Raw genomic sequence first — 16,498 nt, forward strand, 5'->3', positions numbered from 1 at the left:
ATATTTATACTGTAATAGCTGATATGACATCAACAATCTACGACCTAGTAACCTGCATCAAACTATCTCTTATGTAGATACACAAATATGAGTCTAGTACAATTCAAAAACCTTAGGCAACTAAAAACAGTGTTTTGACTACCTGTTTTACTGCATTGCAATCGACCTTACCTCATTGATTAAGGCGTTGACTGAATCTATCAATTTACCAACAGAAGCGATTTCTAGAATTAACTCAGTTTTAGAAGGTATGTATCAAAGAGACATTCAGATTAAAATTAAAATAATCAAAGAGTTACATAGTTTATTTTTGAAAGAATGGATAAAGAGGTCAACTTAATTAAACATGAGGCAATGAGGCCCGTGAAATTAATCGACTCTAGGTCGACTTTTTCGAGGTTAAGTTCGTTTTTAAAAATGGCTAAGCCATAGTTTCATTTATGCTTAATCAGCGTCGTTTCTGCACTCTAAGTCTAACAAGTGCAGAACACCTAACTGACTAATCTCTTTGTAAAGCTTCTATCGGATCAAGTTTTGACGCTTTAATGGCAGGATACAAACCAAAACCAACGCCAATGACGGCACAGACTCCTACAGCCAACACAACGGCAAACAAGGAACTGGCGACGGCCCAGTTTGCGTAAGATGCAATCACGAACGCCAAAGCAAAACCGAGTGCTATCCCCAGCACGCCGCCCAAGGCAGCGATAACAAAACTCTCTATAACAAATTGAATGACAATATCAGTTTTTCTGGCACCGACCGCTCTAAACAAACCAATTTCTTTGGTTCGTTCAAGCACCGTAGCCAACATGATATTCATAATACCAATTCCACCAACCAGCAAGCTGATTCCAGCAACACACGACATAACAATGGTAAAAATTCGTTGGGTTTGATTTTGCTGTTCTAGTAACGCCGACGGAATAATTAAACTAAAATCATCAATTTCTGCGTGCCGTTTACTCAATACTTTAGTAATACCTTGAGAGGCTTGATAGATATCCGTACCTTTTTTAACTTGCACTTTTAAAGTATCCACTTCGTTTTCCAATATACCAAACTTAAATTTCTTTAACGCCGTATTTAATGGAACAAACACTTGGTTGGATTCACCGCCCAACTTAATTCCACCAATTTCATCTTTTGATAATTTACGATCAGCAATCACACCGACGACTTCAAACCAAAGATGATTAATCTTCAAATATTCACCCACCGGTTCACTTGAAGGAAACAATTGTTTTGCTGCTTGCTCACCAAGCACGACAACCTGAGAGTATGCACGTTCATCCTTTTGATTCAGCAAGCGCCCAGAGGCTACCTGAGAATTTGATAAAGCAAAATACGACGGAGTGCGGCCTTTTACTGTGGCATCACTTTTGGACTGATTACTAAAAAGTGCATAGGTCTTTATTGTTTTCTCAGCGCCTGACGCTTCAATAAAAGGAAAGGTTGCTTCCAATACTTCCAGATCTCTTAATGATAAGCCGACTGTTTTTTCACGAACTTCTTTTAGCTGTTGCTCATCCATTTCCTTTGAGTTAACAATAATGTTGCGCAACCCCATTGAATCGATAAGTTGCATAGCCTCTCTTTCTGCGCCCTCGCCAATACTTAACATAGCAATAACAGCGCCAACACCAAAAATCATACCAAGCAGCGTCAATAAAGTGCGTAATTTATGGTGAAACAACTCACTGAATACGTCTTTTATAATTTCCATAGTTTTCATCGGCTGAATTCCTTAATGAGCGGAAAGATCGCTACCACGTCTTTTTCCACAAGCCCTTCTGTGACTTGAGTTAAATCACTTCCGCGAACTCCCATTTCGATTTCCCGCTGTTTCCATTGCCCCTTTTCCAAAACATCAACATAGAACTTTTCATCTTTCTGATAGAGTGCTGTACTAGGAATCAATGGGTCGCTTGAATCTTCAGTCAGTAAAATCCTCGCATTAAGCTGTGTTCCAGGACGCATTTTTTCTTGCACAGTTTGTTCTAAATCAACCCGAGCCTTAAAGTATTTAACCGGACTTTCACGGCTAATGACTTGCGCCATCGGTTCAATTGACGCAATCATTCCGCGATACATTTCATTGGGATAAGCATCGAGAAAGACTTTGACAGCTAATCCAACTTTCACATTGGCCGACTCACTTTCTAAAATGTAGAGTTCCGCTTGCATCTCTGAGAGATCTGGCAATACCGCAAATTCTCGTCCTGGAAATAACATTTCGCCGACTTTGGTCTTTTCACCACGCCAGTTTTTGCTTAACACAAAGACACCATCATGTGGGGCTTTAATTTCCATTTTATCGAGTGATGAATTATACATCATCATTTTGGTATCAAATTCCTTTTGCCTCAATGCCAATAGCTCCATTTCGGTATCGGCTTTCATCTGATATTTATCAAATCGCCATTCATTGTTTGCCAAACGGGCTTCTAAATAATCCTTATTTTTCATCTTATCGATAATGTCGTTCTTCGAATACAAACGTACATCATCAATCACGTATTTATCCGCAATCGTTAGTTCTTTCTTTATCAACTTTTTATCGCTACCGATGTCATCTTCCTCATTAGATAATGTATTTTTCTTAACATCTTTCTCGATCACAACCTGTTTTCGCTCTAATCCTTTCTGTTGTAATTCATACCTATATTTAGTGGCGTCAAGTCTGGCTATCACTTCGTCTTTTTTCACCAATTGGTTTTCATCAACCATCCATGCAAGTTGTTGTGGCTCGAAAATTCCGGCTGGAATAGAAATAGGCGTAGATGTTTTGGCAACTAGCTCCCCTTTCGCAGGAACTTCAATTGATTGTATCGATTTATTCACGACATAAGTTAACCCATGACTCTGCTCAGCTTCTTCGCACCCCATGAGTCCCATTAAAATAATTATTGACGTTATAATCCTCATAACAATACGCGCTCCTTTTCTTGCAAGCCACTGAGAACAACTATTTCATCACCCACCAAAGGACCAACGACTACAGTTCGCTGCTCTTTACCCACCAAACCATCTACCGTCACGAAAGCGGTATCATTATCATAATATATAGCTTCCGATGGTACGGTTATCGCTTTTTCATAAGAGTTAACAAATATTGATAACCGTGCACTCATTCCAGGACGCATTAATTCAGTATTCGGATTGTCAATCATTACTTCTGCATCAAATACAACCGAGGGCACATCATGGGATTTCGGTCGATAAACCTGACCCAGTTTGGTGATTTTTCCGGTAAATACTTGATCAGAAATGGCATCAATTTTAATTTCCACCAATTGCCCAAGCGCTATTTTTTTCGCATCCACCTCATCAATATCGGCTTTAACAATCATTTTCTCCATCGAGGGAATTTCCATCACACTTCGCCCTTGCCAAATCGATGAACCTACAACTGGCTTTTCTCCATTGTGGCTGGTGTAAATGACCATTCCCGATTTTGGGGCAACCACTGTCATCCTTTGTATTTCACGCTTTAATCGCTCAACATCGTTTTGCAATCGCTCGACATCGTTTTGTGTGACTTTATACTTAGTGTCGGCTTCTTTGTTATAGTGTTCAAGTTGAAATTCAGCTTGCTCAACATCAAGCAATGAAAGCTGGTAATCGAGTTTTAATTGTTTAATATCTACCGAACTTACTAAGTCGTCAGATTGCTCCCATTTTCTTTTTGCTTTATCCCGATTCATGTTTTTTTCAGCTAAAGCTAACTTTAATGATTCAGATTGTTGCTCAGCATTAAGTTGGGTACTTTCAAGATTTTTTTCCGCTTTATCTAATTCACTCTGCTTAACACGTAGCTGCTGTTGTAATTGACTGCTGTCAAAACTGACGAGACGTTGACCCTTCTTAACCATGCTGCCCTCTGGCACCATAAACTGAATCTTATACTGCCACATATTACTGACCATCGGTGGATTAATAGTCAGCAATTCTGCGCTTCCTAATTCCCCTGATGCTTTAACCGCAATATCAACTTGCTTTACTGTTACCTCACTCCATTCTTCAGAATCGTTTGCACATCCCGTTAACCAAAGCGATAACATAACTAGCACAAAACTACTTTTCATCAGGGAACGACTCAATAATCTAATTATCATTGTTGCGCTCCTTCACTTTTACTTTTAATTTCTGCAAAGTTTTGAGGATGAGAGGATAAATCAACTTCAACCAACGCACTCATGCCTGGAACTAAACTAAACTCCTTTGACTCAACAGAAACCGTTACTGGATACCAAGCCGATTCCCCCCACTCTTTACGAACTTCCGATTGAGTCCCCACGCTTTTAATTAAACCAACAAACTCACGATCCAGTTCAACATCAAAAACGATTTTCACAGGAAGGCCTTTTTTCAATTTGGGCCAATCGATTTCATTAACCCAAGCTTTAACCTGTAGCTCGCCGCCGCCAGAAATTGAAGCAACTTGCATGGTTGTTTGAACGGTCGAACCTTCTTGTATTTTTGTGCCCGTCCATGGATGTAGAGCATAGAATACAGGACCTTCCATCTTGGCTTTAAGCTCCATCGAATCCAATAACGTCTTCGTTCTTGCCAACTGCTGCTTTATCAACTCAACTTTTAACTGCTGTTTTTCTTGCTCAGCCCGATACGCTTTTTCTTTCAAGTTCATTTGTTCAAACGCCCGCTTCAACGTATCTTTTGCTTTTACCCAGTCGAATTGAACTTGGGCGTATTCATAATCACTGTAAAATCGTTTCGGAACCTTGGCACTTAATTCTGTTTTTTGTAATCTTAACTTGGCCTTTTTCCACTCAAATTGTGCATTGATAAACTCTTTTTCTAATCGCAAGCCCTCTTCAAGTGCTTGTTGTTCAGCCTGTCGTAATGCGGTTTCTCTTTGTTCAACTTCCGACTCAAGATTGCTGGTATCAAATCGAACGACAGCATCGCCAGGTTTTGCCACCATACCTTCTTTCATCAACCATTTAACTTGTACGCGCCAAGTGTTGGTCCAGGGCGCAGAAAAATATTGTGCTTGCTCGTCTTCTACTTTTCCTGAAAGCAACAAAGATTCTGCAGCAAGCATATTGGAAATGAAAATAAAAAATAGGAAGAGTAACCTAGTCATTGTGTTCCACCTTAACAATTTGTCCATCTTTTAACCAAATCACTTTCTTAGCATAAGCTGCTATTTCATCTTCGTGTGTGACCATAATAATTGTTTGGCCTGACTGATGGAGTTCGTTAAACAGTGACATAATTTCAAGTGTGGTTTTACTATCCAAATTACCGGTAGGCTCATCGGCTAAGATAATTGAGGGCTGATTAATCAAAGCTCTTGCTATGGCAACACGCTGGCGTTGCCCGCCCGACAACTCTCCTGGTTTATGATTCATGCGAGATTCTAACCCAACGCGCTTTAATAAAGCTTCAGCACGAACTCTAATTTGTTCCGGTTTATCAGAACTAAAACGACAGGGAAGTAATACATTGTCTAGCGCCGTACGCCGTGTCTGTAAATTAAAGGACTGGAATACAAAACCAATTTTTTCATTGCGAATTCTTGCGAGAGCATCATCTGTGAGCTGAGCAACCGACTCACCATCTAGCTGATAATCTCCCGAATCGGCCTGTGCCAGGCAACCCAAAACGTTCATTAAAGTCGACTTGCCCGATCCAGATTGCCCCATAATGGCCACGAAATCATTTTTCTGAATGGTTAAATCGATGTTATCTAACGCTTTAAATCGCTTATGACCCATCGTATAAGTTTTAGAGAGGTTACTCACCTGTATCATTGAACTTTGACCCATTTTAATTATTGCTATTCCATTAATAGAGAACAGACGATCTTAACTGAATTTTGGGGTTAATATATCAGTCTCCAGACCGAGACTGAACCAGCAAAATGTTTCTAACAATGTCTTTTGAAATAGTTAAATACAATTGATGCAACTAATTTGCCTGCTTCTAACCATCCTAGTTTCTAACAACTAACAACTAACAACAGTTTTAGCTGACTTTTCACCTATACGAAGATCACAAGACATGGCTAGCAAACAAACAACTCCATTGTCTTACAATAAGTCCCCTATGTTCTTTATTTTATTACAGAATTTGCTGATTTAAGAATGCCTGAAATCAATGTTAGAAATATTTCTATTGTTACTATAAAGCACTATCTTCCAAATCTAATTTAGCACGCAACTCCAAATAGTCCTGATACTCCACATACTCTGGATTTGCATTGGCCCAGATGGTCATGATTTCTGCGTCTAATTGTTTAGCCTTTTCCAATCGGTTTGTCTTTAGGTACAAAGTCACTAATTCCTTCTTGGCCAATACCGACGCTGGAAATTCAACTAACACTTCCGATAAAATAGCTTCGCTTCTATCATATTGTTCTGTCAAATAATATAGCCTTGCCGATTCAACTTTCCATGACAAATAAGAAAAGCGATGTTTAATGCTGCGTGAAGTTTTCTTAAGTCGCTCGATAATTACCTCAGAACGATTTTTTGCTTCAATGTAATTATCAGTCAATTCGTAAAAATACAAGTAGGCGTAATCGAGTATACTCTCAACATAGGCGCTATTTTCTTCGCTGATTAATTCGTATCTTTTTATAAATTCATTAATCGCATTGATGTCCTTTTGAGCGCGATACACCCCCAGTAAAAGAGACTCTATGACATAAGTATAAGGTGGTTCAAAATTAACTAATGTATTTTCAATCTGCCTGACCTGCTGCGAATGCTCACCCAATTTTTCAAGTAAATGAATTTTAGGTATTATTGTTGCGTTTAACTTATTAACCTCAGACAAATTAGCGAGTTCGGATTCTAATAAATCGTATTGTTGCTGCGCTTTGTCAATCTCACCAGAAGAAACGTACACCTCACCTAATAGATGCCGCATTCCCGCTATTTCATTGATTGAAAGGTTATTAGCTTTTAATTCTTTTGTAAGTATTTTTTCTGCTTGCTTTAAGTCACCCAATTTAAGCTGATTTAATGCGAGCAGATATTTCACAGAGCTTTTGTCCGGCTCTATCAACGCAACTTCTTCATAAATATCTCTAGCGCTAGCGAAGTCACCTTTTTGTTCATAAAGCTGTGCTAATTGTAAGTTTCCGTTAACTTTATCGCTACTGAGTTCAATAGACTTTCTCATAACGTCAATTGACTTATCAATCTTTCCCATACGGTCATAAAGCGATGCTAAACGATAGAAAACACCCGCATCGTTTGGCAGTAATGACGTTAATTTAAGCATGCTCGCTTCTGCTGTATTGAGATCTTTTGCGTAAGACAACTGATATTGGGCGCGATAATTATGCGCGTCGATCGAATTGGGATAAAGCTCAACCCATAGGTCAAGAATTTTCAAATGAGAGTCGTAGTCACCATTAATGCTGTAGAGATACCCTTGATACTTAAACTTTTCCTGACGTGTTAATTTATAAAACTGCTTTTGCAGTTTATCGCCTATTTGTTTCGCCAAAGCAAATTGGCCGTTATTAAAGTAAGCAGCAGACAGTATTTTTAAAATTTCTATGGAGGTAGGCTCTAATGAGTAGGCCTCCTCAAATTGCCCGATGTATTGCTCACCATATGGATTTTTTAGTTTATCAACCATGGCATTAGTCAAAACTCTAAGAGCATCGTGATCAGAAATAACATGCTCTTTCACGGGAAGATCATCTTGCACGGACTCTCGGATGGCAAAACCTATAAGATTTTTACTAATTTCTTCAGAGAGTTGATCGATCGTCTTAAATATATTTTTACCTTTCGCAGTAAACGTTTCTTCGATTTTACCATCGCTCGATCGATACAAATGGGCCGTTAAAATCAAAAAGTCGTTTTGTTTAGTGACTTTTCCAGTAATAAAGTATTCTCTGGAGTGCTTTCGGACCGCATCCAACTGCAAAGCAAGCGGTTCACCTACGCCTTTTTCAAATCCTCCATCCTTAACAATATTGTACAAGTGAGCGTGTTCAAAAGGTGTAATATTGGATAGAAACTTATTACGACTTAAATCTTTTCCTAACAACCAGGGCAACGCGTATTGCAGCCACTTTTCATCGTCAGCTAACTGCTCTTCCTCCCAAAAAAAGCTGATAATTCGCCGATTATATTGCTCCTTGGGCACAACATACTCTTGAGTTTTTCCTGTCTCATCGATGGCTGTTTTAACTTCAGTAGCTTTGACAGGCTGGACAAAAGTAAACGATAAAAACACCGCCAAAACACCATTTGCAGGAACAAAAAGAAATGTAGACTTATGCCAAGGATCCTTGCCTTTTTTGCCATACTGAAACGCCAATAAAACAACCGATGGCAAAAAACACAACATCGCTATGAATATAAATGAGGTAATTTCGGGCGCTAAAACAAATCGTTCAATCACCCAGTCGCCAATCTCTATTGCCATCCAAGTTGCTGCAATATACAACCCAACAACTTGAAGTACGCGTTGCTCCCATATTTTATTGAACAGAGATGAACTTTCCATAACGATTAAACTTTGATTTTATTATTTTTAACAAGAAGTATAACGATACCATAAGTCATTAATTCTCTACGATATATTTTACTTATTAAACAAGGATGTATATACAAGAGAATCAATAAAAATGACACGTTTACTGAAATAGAATTGCTTGCATGAAAGAAGCGAAAGGAAAACGAAGAAAGCCACTCCAACAGTGGCTTCGAGGAGGGTTAGTAACTAAGAACTGAAGTCGATTGAACAAAGAACACTCGATATTAGCTTAAGATCTGATTAAAAACAGGCCCCACAACAATGTAATCATCACCAAAGTGGAGCTGGTTTAGGCAATTTTGAATGAGCCATTATTGCTTTCTCTATAAAATACTGATCACCCCCACTTTGCATCATCTCATTTAGAGCTTCTATTGAAATATCCAAAACGTCTTGCGGCTTTGTCTTAACACTATTCGGTTTATTCGTTTGATCACTAGCAGCTTTATAGATTCGAAATGGTCCCTTACCAAACTCGCCAGGTTCAGATACTTTGTAATCATCTTTATTAATCTGGCCATCAGGTTTCTTGGTTGCTACGTCTAACCAGTTGGATTGCTGATAGGATTGACCGTGATAACCGGTGATGTGATTAAACCAAGGTTTGTTAAAATCTGCGTCTGCTAGATTTTTTATCCTTTCATTAAATGCCAAAGCATATTCCACTCGTAAACTATCTGATTTCTGCATGGTTCCAATACTTTGATTTTCTGGTAATTCAGGTGTATTACCACCACGCGTATAGCTAATCAGCTGATCGTTAAAGCTAGCTGCATAATCCTGAAGATGTACACTAGGACCCACCTTCATATCCAACACAATTCCACGCTTAGTTCCTCCGAGATAGGACTTCGTTAGGTCGACTATATTGAAAATATGTTCTCGAGTTATTCCTTGTTCCGGTATTGCATCAATCCAGCGACTTAGAATCGAACGACCATCTTTTAAGATATGTCTAGGGTCTCCTTCTACATCTACAGCTTCATCTTCATCTAACTTTGATCTTAATGGAATAATGGTAGCATCAATCGGTTCTATTCCTAATTCTTCGTGAGATAATGTTGGATGAGTATAAATATTGACTTTATGCCCCAGCGCTCTCCACGAATAAATATTGAACTTCTCAAGTGCGCCTAGAGGATCAGGGTTAATCCAAACATAATTAACTATTATTTCTTGCCCTCCATTGTTTACTGTTAGGTGGAGCTTATTTAGTTTTTTCTGCCTTATTTTCGTTAGCAGTGGTGCTCGGACATCTTTAACAGAACTTTCTTCCCCATTTCCTGAGGATAAAGAATGTTTCTCATTAACTGAACTGATTACATGTTCTGAGTCACCTTTGTCCTTTATAGGTCGACGTTTCTCAATTTCCTGAACTTTTTGTTCCTCGACTTTCACTTGTTCATTTGACTTAGTATCACTTTCTGTTTGGTATTCGGCTTTCTTATTTGTATTCGACTTTCGTTTTAACATCATAAAATTCTCACCTATCGAAAAGAAACATTCGTTTTCAGTGGATTCGGTTAATTGATTGACAAATCTTGAGAATCGACCAAAAAGGTCTTATTTTTTCACTAGCAAACAGTTGAACGAGCTGTTCAGAATCATCTATAATTAGTAACTCTTGGTCGATGGTTATAGGTGACTCAAAGAATAAATCCGATTGTTAGAAAAGCTTTATCGGTGGATCCAGTTCTTTTACTCTTTCTTTACCTAATTTAGCATTAAGATCTTTTAAGTCTTTCGAGCGTATTAAATCTTTAATCAATTTATCCACACGTGCTCTATCTTTTTTAGCAGTACCATTCTGAGCAATCCCCTCCTGACCCGGATCAATTGTGAGTACGAATCCGTCATTTTCTCGGTAAGTCACTTGCCAATCTAGAATATCCGTTCCTGTATCAAAGTAATCGCGTAACTTTTCTAAACTGTTTAATGCATTGGTGTATTTTTCTAATTTTTTCTCTGGATCGGCCGTATCTTTAATATCAGCCACCACTTTCTCGCTGAACTTCTGAACGTCTTGATCGGTCGTTGCTGTTCCATCACCACGCATTTCAAAGCCATTAACTTTTTCTTCTAAAATTGCATAGCGTTCTTTTCCATCTATCCTAACGACAATAACTTCTGCATCCCCAACGTCCGGTGTATCAATCCCAGCTTCACGCAATTTCTTTAAGGTCGAAGCTTCTTCTTGTAACAATTTTAGAGAGTTGTCTGACTTATCACCCGATTCATTTTTTTCTTTAGCGACCAATAACACCCATTTATCGTTTATGGAATAAGCATCTTTATTGGTACCAGCACCCAAAAATTGTAGCTCTTCTTTAATGTTTTGAGACTGTACCACTCTGTCTTTTAAAGTTGCATAAGTCTCAACTTTAGGTATGGGGCCACTCCCTACTTGTCGACTGGCTGCGACACTTCCCGATTGACTAACAGCATCCTGTGAAACATCGGAAGACTCAGGATTATTGCTCTTTTCCTGTTCATCGCTTTTAGATTGCTGTACATCCTTACCCTTCTGGAGATCAATATCACCACCTTGCTCCTTATTAACTCCACTATCACTTTTACTGTTACGTCGTCTTCTAGCGCTCATTTTGTCTCCATATATTTAAACGAAAAAGCCGATTACTTCGGCTTTAATATGCATTGAATAATCTTAAATCTGATTGATTTATTACAACCTTATTTGTCATCTTACTACTCAAATATTCTGAGTATTTATCGAGTACGAAAACCGTCTAGCGCAGTCGCTAAAGCTTGTTTCGCGACCGGACTGACATCACCCAATTCTTCTTTGACATTAATTAATGCGGTTCTTAAAGCATTAGATTTTGGTGAGCTCGGTGCACGACTCACAACACTAAGGGCGTCATCAATTTCATTTGGTTGGATTTGTTCGACAGACTTTCTTACAAGATTAGCAATAGAGGGATCAATTGAATTATTATTGATATCGTCTTGGTGTTTATTAACCACATTTTCCAAATTTTTTCTGGAGTCATTCACCGCTTGTTGTAACGAAGGGTTTTGTGAGTTCGAAATATTGTCTCCTAGCTCTTTTAAAGCATTATCAAAACGATTGAGCGCACTAAGAGTCTCACTTTTTGCAGTACCGGTTAACGATAAAGAAAGGCCTTGTGCATCTTTTATACTTTTTATTGCTCCAGCAATGTCGGACTGAGTCATATTCCAAGGTAACTTCTCAGTTGCACTTAATACATTATTGACAGCTTCCTCTATGGTTGTCGGAACCTTGTCCCGTACAGACGGCTCTGATATGCTGGATTCGTCTAAGCTCGTGGAATCAGTCGCGTTATCCTCGCTTCGCCCTTGATTTGAATCGACATCATCTTGTTGATTGGTAATGGAGCCTTCGACTTTATCAATACTAATTGAACCTAAATCGCTAGCTAAATCCGGTAACTTTGAAACCGAATCAGAACGGGAGTTTTGATCGTTAACTCGTGTAATTTCATCAGTGGAATCAGACTTACTATTCCCATCCAACCTAGAATTTTGAGAATCGATAATCAATTCATTTGCGGTATCTAACTCATTGGCTTCATTCGATAAACTTTCTAGTAAATCTAGATCGAGTCCATCTTGAGTCAGAGATGATTTAATAAACGTATCTCTGTCAGTTTTACTTTTAGCAAAATTAGAGTCTGGATTTAATCCAGCCGCTTGTAATAGAGTATCATTTAATTTCTTTAGACGACGAGCATAGAAACCTCGCCTTTTATCTGTCAGGTCCAAAATATCATTCTGTGCAACTTTTATCTTATCAAGCGTATCAATAACTTTTTCTGGATTATCAGTATCCAGGTCATCGATTGAATTTAAAACCGAATCAATAGCGACCGCAGTTTTATTAATCGCGTCTGCGGTCTCATTCTCCAAATTTCTAATAATATCCTGTGTATCTGCCGCTCTATTGGTGTCCCCAATGACTTCAAAATCATTACGTGCTTCCAATACATCGGCATATTGCTGCAATAACTCTTCGTTCGCGACTTGTCTGTCATCCATATCCGCCAATTTTAATAGTGCTATACGCAGCGTTTCACCTAAGCGAGACCAAAAGCCACCATCACTATTAATGGCTTGACCTTTTGCAATCGCTTCCTCGGTTGCTTTAATCGCATCCCTTATATTTTCAGGCGTTAATTGACTAGGATCTTTGCTTAATGCATCCGATAGATTAACAATATCTTCACGGGCAGAATCTTGTTGCTCTTGTTTTCGTTGATTGATTTGAGCCTTCTCCAACGCTTTTACGATCTCAACTGGTGGTTTTTCTGCATTGGAGGCTAAAGTTTGTTGTACTTGCCTTAAGCCTGAGGAATCTAGTCCATTAATCAAGCTATCAAAGTCTTTTTGTGATTGACTTGCGGTTGATGGATCGGTAGTACCCGCCAAAATGCTAAGAACTCTTTTTGCATCGACATTACTTGACTTCTTATTCTTAGCTATAGAACGGCCGCCATCGGATACACTAACTTTGTTCGAACCCGATAGCCCTGAAGATGTAACATCAGTATCTCGGTTGCGCGAGCTATCTTTGTTCTTCTTTAACTTATTTCTTAACTTATTACTTCTTTTTGATGGAGATGACATGATGAAGCCTCATAGATTTTCTCAATATAAAAATACCGACGGTAGCAGTAAGACACACTACTCATTACTCGTTTATTAAATCAATGGAATTTTAATGACAATAGTTTGGTTAAAACCCTAACTTTTGAACGATACGTTGTAACTTTGAACTCTCTAAAACCTCATATCCGTAGAGATCTAACATAAATCCTAATTTATTACCTTGCGTCTTAATTGTTTCTGGCAATCGAACAAAACCATTACCGATTAATAAACTTATTGATGGTCTGTTATGCGGCCAAACAAACGCGTAAAGTTTTTCGACTTTCAAATTCTTAGCGTAAGAAGTCATGATTTTAATCGCAGAAGTTGCGATTCCTTTTCCTCTAAATTCTTGTCCTAACCAATAGTATATACACGCATATTTACCATTTTCTAGAACATCAATGCCAATAATCCCCAGGAACCGACGATTTTTAATGATTGCAAAATCATGTTCACTGGGGTTCTCGATAGATTCGTTGATAAATTGAGAAACTTCACATTGACTATCAAGAACCTCTCCATCGAGTAACTTGATCATCTCTGGATCTTGATATTGTTTGTAGTACCCTAAAATATGCTGGGGTTTTAATGGAACTAACTTCATTACTCAAATTACACTCTATTTTTCAAGTTGAATTGCAGACTAATTCCAATTCCATCTTTAAAAAGAGATACACTTTCGATGTCTTTATTAAGTACACCTTTTCTTTCTGAGAGCATTCTTACAACACTCTTTCCATTTGGTGTTCCTATTATTGAAAAAAACCTGTCATCTCCTGGGTCCAATGTAACACTCTTATCTTTTATCATATCCTCGCTAAAAAATTGTGTGATTACTTCCATCGTTTCATCATTAGATATTTCTTTTCTTCTAATCGACTTCAAATTTTTAAGAGCTGAAGCAATATCGTTACCACTTCGACGAGACCAGTCGTTAAGTGTCACCATATATTGCCCCCAAATCGAAATATTGTTGGGTACAGAATTCCCTTTTGCTCCGACATTTGAATCTTTATCTCGAAAATTTGATGTAGCAACAATCGTCCCATTTATCCCAAGGTCGAAGAAGTTGGTATAGTGTGCGTCACCTAGCTGACTTATTCTTTCGTCATATTCGTTCTGACTTTCTTTTGCGCCTTGCTCGGGAGGTTTTGAACTGGACTGCTCGACCCCCCATGAAGAAACTACATATTGATCGTCATTAAGTGGCTTATTTTTATACACCCCTTCAAACTCAGACGAATCCAAATCATTAAAATAGTGATTCGAGAATTGTTGATCTAGTTTTTGTAATGATTCAGTAGTGTCGTTGGATTGTAGCGCTTGCCACAGTTCAATTCCCTTTTTAAATGCCTTATTCGCGCTTTCGCTTTTCACACTTCTTTCTTGATAGTTTTTAACACGCTCATCAATTTCCAAAAGTTTTATGTTTAACGGGCTTTTTAATGAAGAATCCTTTCCTTTGCCTTTTGGTATTAATGTACTTAATGGCTTTCGAGGTACAACACCACCGAATTCAGTGTCCGACTGGTCACTGTCTTGATCATCATTATTAATGAATTCAGACTGAAATAGATTTTTCTCTCGCCTTTGCTTAGCTCTTTCTTGTTGCCTTTCTCGCTTATCTTTTTCTCTACTCCTTTTTATGCGTTCTGTATTCTTCCTTTTCTTCTTTGCACTCGGTTTTGACATTGGTGTGCCTTTTTCTTGACTGCTTATAAAATTAACAAACAGATTTGGTTCAAAATAGAATGGTTGAGTTAAGCTCAATACTGACCAATAACTATTAGTGAAGTTGACTGTTTTGTATCTTTAACAATCAACTTCTAATAGTTTGAAATCTTGAATTCTTAGATTGAACCCAGTTCTACCAAATCAGGAATACCTCCTTTCACATAAGTAACGCCTGGTATAATATCAATAACATCTCTTCGGTTCTCAGAGTGAGCAACTCCCATAGAAACAAAGATTGGTGGAGGATTGATTTGTAGTGCAGCATTTAAATTAGATAACATAGCAACTTCTCGTCTTGGCCCCCAAATTGCGAAAGGATCGTCTTTAGCACCAAATTTCTGGGTTTCGGCGACTCGTCTTACATCATTTTCTAATTCACTTTCGGAGGCGATAGCCTTAAATTGAGCTGAACCAATTGCTTTAACCGCGTCCGATATACGCGTAAAGTTATCGAGAAGTTGCTGCGCTTGTTCTTTTGTTAATTCTTCAACAAGGGCTCTGTGTGCATAAATTCCTCTACGATCACGATTAGCACTTATTGAAGTGTCTATCAGTTCAGTTAATCCCGATTGTTGAGACTGTGCAATCTGAGTTTGTGCATTCCTCACAGCAGCAATAACATCTCGAACACTATCAGGAGTTTGTTCAGAGATAGCTGGCAACCTAACTCCACTAATCGTTCTCATTAATTCTTGCAGTTCATTCGGTCTGTCAATGGGTGGAATATAGGCCTCGCTTGGGTTCTTGTCGATATTGGTAACAAATTGCTCAATATTCTTCAGGGTTGCGGCGCCAAATCGAGCCATATATTGACCGCCTCTTAGCCAATAGTTTTCGAGCGCTTTATTAGTTTCACTGCCGTCGTATTTTTTATGTGCTGCATGAGTCGCTGGTGGAGTAGGAATGTTTCCGAGCGGAACTCCGTGTAACGATCGTTCAAAGGCACCTTCAATAAGCCGGTGTCTTATATTCATTGCCTGAACAAAATCTTCTCGCAATTCGTTATGTTCCTCACCAAAAACAATCGTTCCATTACCACTTAGATTCACCCACTTACCATTCCAAACTCCCATACCTTCGGCTTTGCCTTGAGAATAGAGAACGGCTTGTTCCCTGCTTCTAAATTTAACCGGTCCGTTGAAATCTTTCGGTAATCGAGAAAGAATTGCTTCGGATAAGCCATCGTTTGAACTCATTACATTACTACCGAGAAATATTTGTCTCTGTGGTTTACTAACCACTTCGAGTGTCGGCTTTTTGATTCTACTCGATATTTCTTTTTTATTTTGTGGACTACTCTCGACAAGCTCAACGGGTTCTTTCGCAATTCGACGACTCGCGGCCCTCTCACTACTGGTTTGCTCCAGAATTTCTCGACTAAGGTCTGATAAGCTGGTCACATTGTTAAAATCGGTTGCTTTGTCAGACTTGTTTTTTTTCTTACCTTTTCTTTTTAAGAAGTTAAACATAAAACCTTCCATTAATTAACTTTAGAACTTACGAACAAGCTAAAAATTCATCAATAAGTTCTTTTGTATTTATCAATTATTTTGAATTAACTACTGTGAAGTAGATGTAAGCGAAT

Annotated in this window: 12 protein-coding genes; all 12 read right to left on the reverse strand. The window is 38.5% G+C overall.

All coding sequences use genetic code 11. The features are described from left to right. Positions 1–499: 499 nt before the first annotated feature. Entirely contained in the window at positions 500–1,735 is a 1,236-nt protein-coding gene (locus FAX86_RS19915) for an ABC transporter permease (protein ID WP_144395256.1), read from the reverse strand. Further along, entirely contained in the window at positions 1,732–2,928 is a 1,197-nt protein-coding gene (locus tag FAX86_RS19920; protein WP_144395257.1) for an efflux RND transporter periplasmic adaptor subunit, read from the reverse strand. Before FAX86_RS19920 ends, FAX86_RS19915 begins: the two co-directional genes overlap by 4 nt. Then, positions 2,925–4,118, reverse strand: coding sequence for an efflux RND transporter periplasmic adaptor subunit (locus tag FAX86_RS19925; RefSeq protein ID WP_144395258.1), 1,194 nt, complete (start codon positions 4,116–4,118; stop codon positions 2,925–2,927). The genes FAX86_RS19920 and FAX86_RS19925 overlap by 4 nt, the downstream gene beginning before the upstream one ends. Then, on the reverse strand, positions 4,115–5,110 hold the full coding sequence (locus tag FAX86_RS19930; protein ID WP_164503687.1) for an HlyD family secretion protein: 996 nt from the start codon (positions 5,108–5,110) through the stop codon (positions 4,115–4,117). The genes FAX86_RS19925 and FAX86_RS19930 overlap by 4 nt, the downstream gene beginning before the upstream one ends. After that, positions 5,103–5,795 (reverse strand): ABC transporter ATP-binding protein, encoded by a 693-nt coding sequence (locus FAX86_RS19935; protein ID WP_246128696.1) that lies wholly within the window; start codon positions 5,793–5,795, stop codon positions 5,103–5,105. The genes FAX86_RS19930 and FAX86_RS19935 overlap by 8 nt, the downstream gene beginning before the upstream one ends. A gap of 355 nt (positions 5,796–6,150) precedes the next feature. Beyond that, the gene (locus tag FAX86_RS19940; protein WP_144395260.1) at positions 6,151–8,499 is read right to left on the reverse strand and encodes a tetratricopeptide repeat protein; all 2,349 of its coding nucleotides are present in this window, start codon (positions 8,497–8,499) and stop codon (positions 6,151–6,153) included. 300 nt (positions 8,500–8,799) lie between these two features. Then, positions 8,800–10,005, reverse strand: a complete 1,206-nt coding sequence (locus FAX86_RS19945) for a hypothetical protein (RefSeq protein ID WP_144395261.1) — start codon at positions 10,003–10,005, stop codon at positions 8,800–8,802. Positions 10,006–10,195: 190 nt separating this feature from the next. Continuing rightward, positions 10,196–11,131: a hypothetical protein gene (locus tag FAX86_RS19950; RefSeq protein WP_144395262.1), complete on the reverse strand. Its 936-nt coding sequence runs from the start codon at positions 11,129–11,131 to the stop codon at positions 10,196–10,198. Between the two features lie 125 nt (positions 11,132–11,256). Further along, a complete protein-coding gene (locus FAX86_RS19955; protein WP_144395263.1) occupies positions 11,257–13,155 on the reverse strand; it encodes a hypothetical protein in 1,899 nt (632 codons plus the stop codon). Positions 13,156–13,264: 109 nt separating this feature from the next. After that, complete coding sequence (locus FAX86_RS19960) at positions 13,265–13,783, reverse strand: GNAT family N-acetyltransferase (protein ID WP_144395264.1); 519 nt, start codon at positions 13,781–13,783, stop codon at positions 13,265–13,267. A gap of 8 nt (positions 13,784–13,791) precedes the next feature. After that, positions 13,792–14,871 (reverse strand): hypothetical protein, encoded by a 1,080-nt coding sequence (locus FAX86_RS19965; protein ID WP_144395265.1) that lies wholly within the window; start codon positions 14,869–14,871, stop codon positions 13,792–13,794. Positions 14,872–15,029: 158 nt separating this feature from the next. After that, entirely contained in the window at positions 15,030–16,382 is a 1,353-nt protein-coding gene (locus FAX86_RS19970) for a hypothetical protein (protein ID WP_144395266.1), read from the reverse strand. Positions 16,383–16,498 lie beyond the last annotated feature (116 nt).

Source organism: Pleionea sediminis, from assembly GCF_007570825.1.
Classification (GTDB): Bacteria; Pseudomonadota; Gammaproteobacteria; order Enterobacterales; family Kangiellaceae; genus Pleionea; species Pleionea sediminis.

Coding starts and splice junctions, on each gene's coding strand:
- FAX86_RS19915 (WP_144395256.1), bottom strand. CDS start 1,735: ATGAAAACTATGGAAATTATAAAAGACGTATTCAGTGAGTTGTTTCAC.
- FAX86_RS19920 (WP_144395257.1), bottom strand. CDS start 2,928: ATGAGGATTATAACGTCAATAATTATTTTAATGGGACTCATGGGGTGC.
- FAX86_RS19925 (WP_144395258.1), bottom strand. CDS start 4,118: ATGATAATTAGATTATTGAGTCGTTCCCTGATGAAAAGTAGTTTTGTG.
- FAX86_RS19930 (WP_164503687.1), bottom strand. CDS start 5,110: ATGACTAGGTTACTCTTCCTATTTTTTATTTTCATTTCCAATATGCTT.
- FAX86_RS19935 (WP_246128696.1), bottom strand. CDS start 5,795: ATGGGTCAAAGTTCAATGATACAGGTGAGTAACCTCTCTAAAACTTAT.
- FAX86_RS19940 (WP_144395260.1), bottom strand. CDS start 8,499: ATGGAAAGTTCATCTCTGTTCAATAAAATATGGGAGCAACGCGTACTT.
- FAX86_RS19945 (WP_144395261.1), bottom strand. CDS start 10,005: ATGATGTTAAAACGAAAGTCGAATACAAATAAGAAAGCCGAATACCAA.
- FAX86_RS19950 (WP_144395262.1), bottom strand. CDS start 11,131: ATGAGCGCTAGAAGACGACGTAACAGTAAAAGTGATAGTGGAGTTAAT.
- FAX86_RS19955 (WP_144395263.1), bottom strand. CDS start 13,155: ATGTCATCTCCATCAAAAAGAAGTAATAAGTTAAGAAATAAGTTAAAG.
- FAX86_RS19960 (WP_144395264.1), bottom strand. CDS start 13,783: ATGAAGTTAGTTCCATTAAAACCCCAGCATATTTTAGGGTACTACAAA.
- FAX86_RS19965 (WP_144395265.1), bottom strand. CDS start 14,871: ATGTCAAAACCGAGTGCAAAGAAGAAAAGGAAGAATACAGAACGCATA.
- FAX86_RS19970 (WP_144395266.1), bottom strand. CDS start 16,382: ATGTTTAACTTCTTAAAAAGAAAAGGTAAGAAAAAAAACAAGTCTGAC.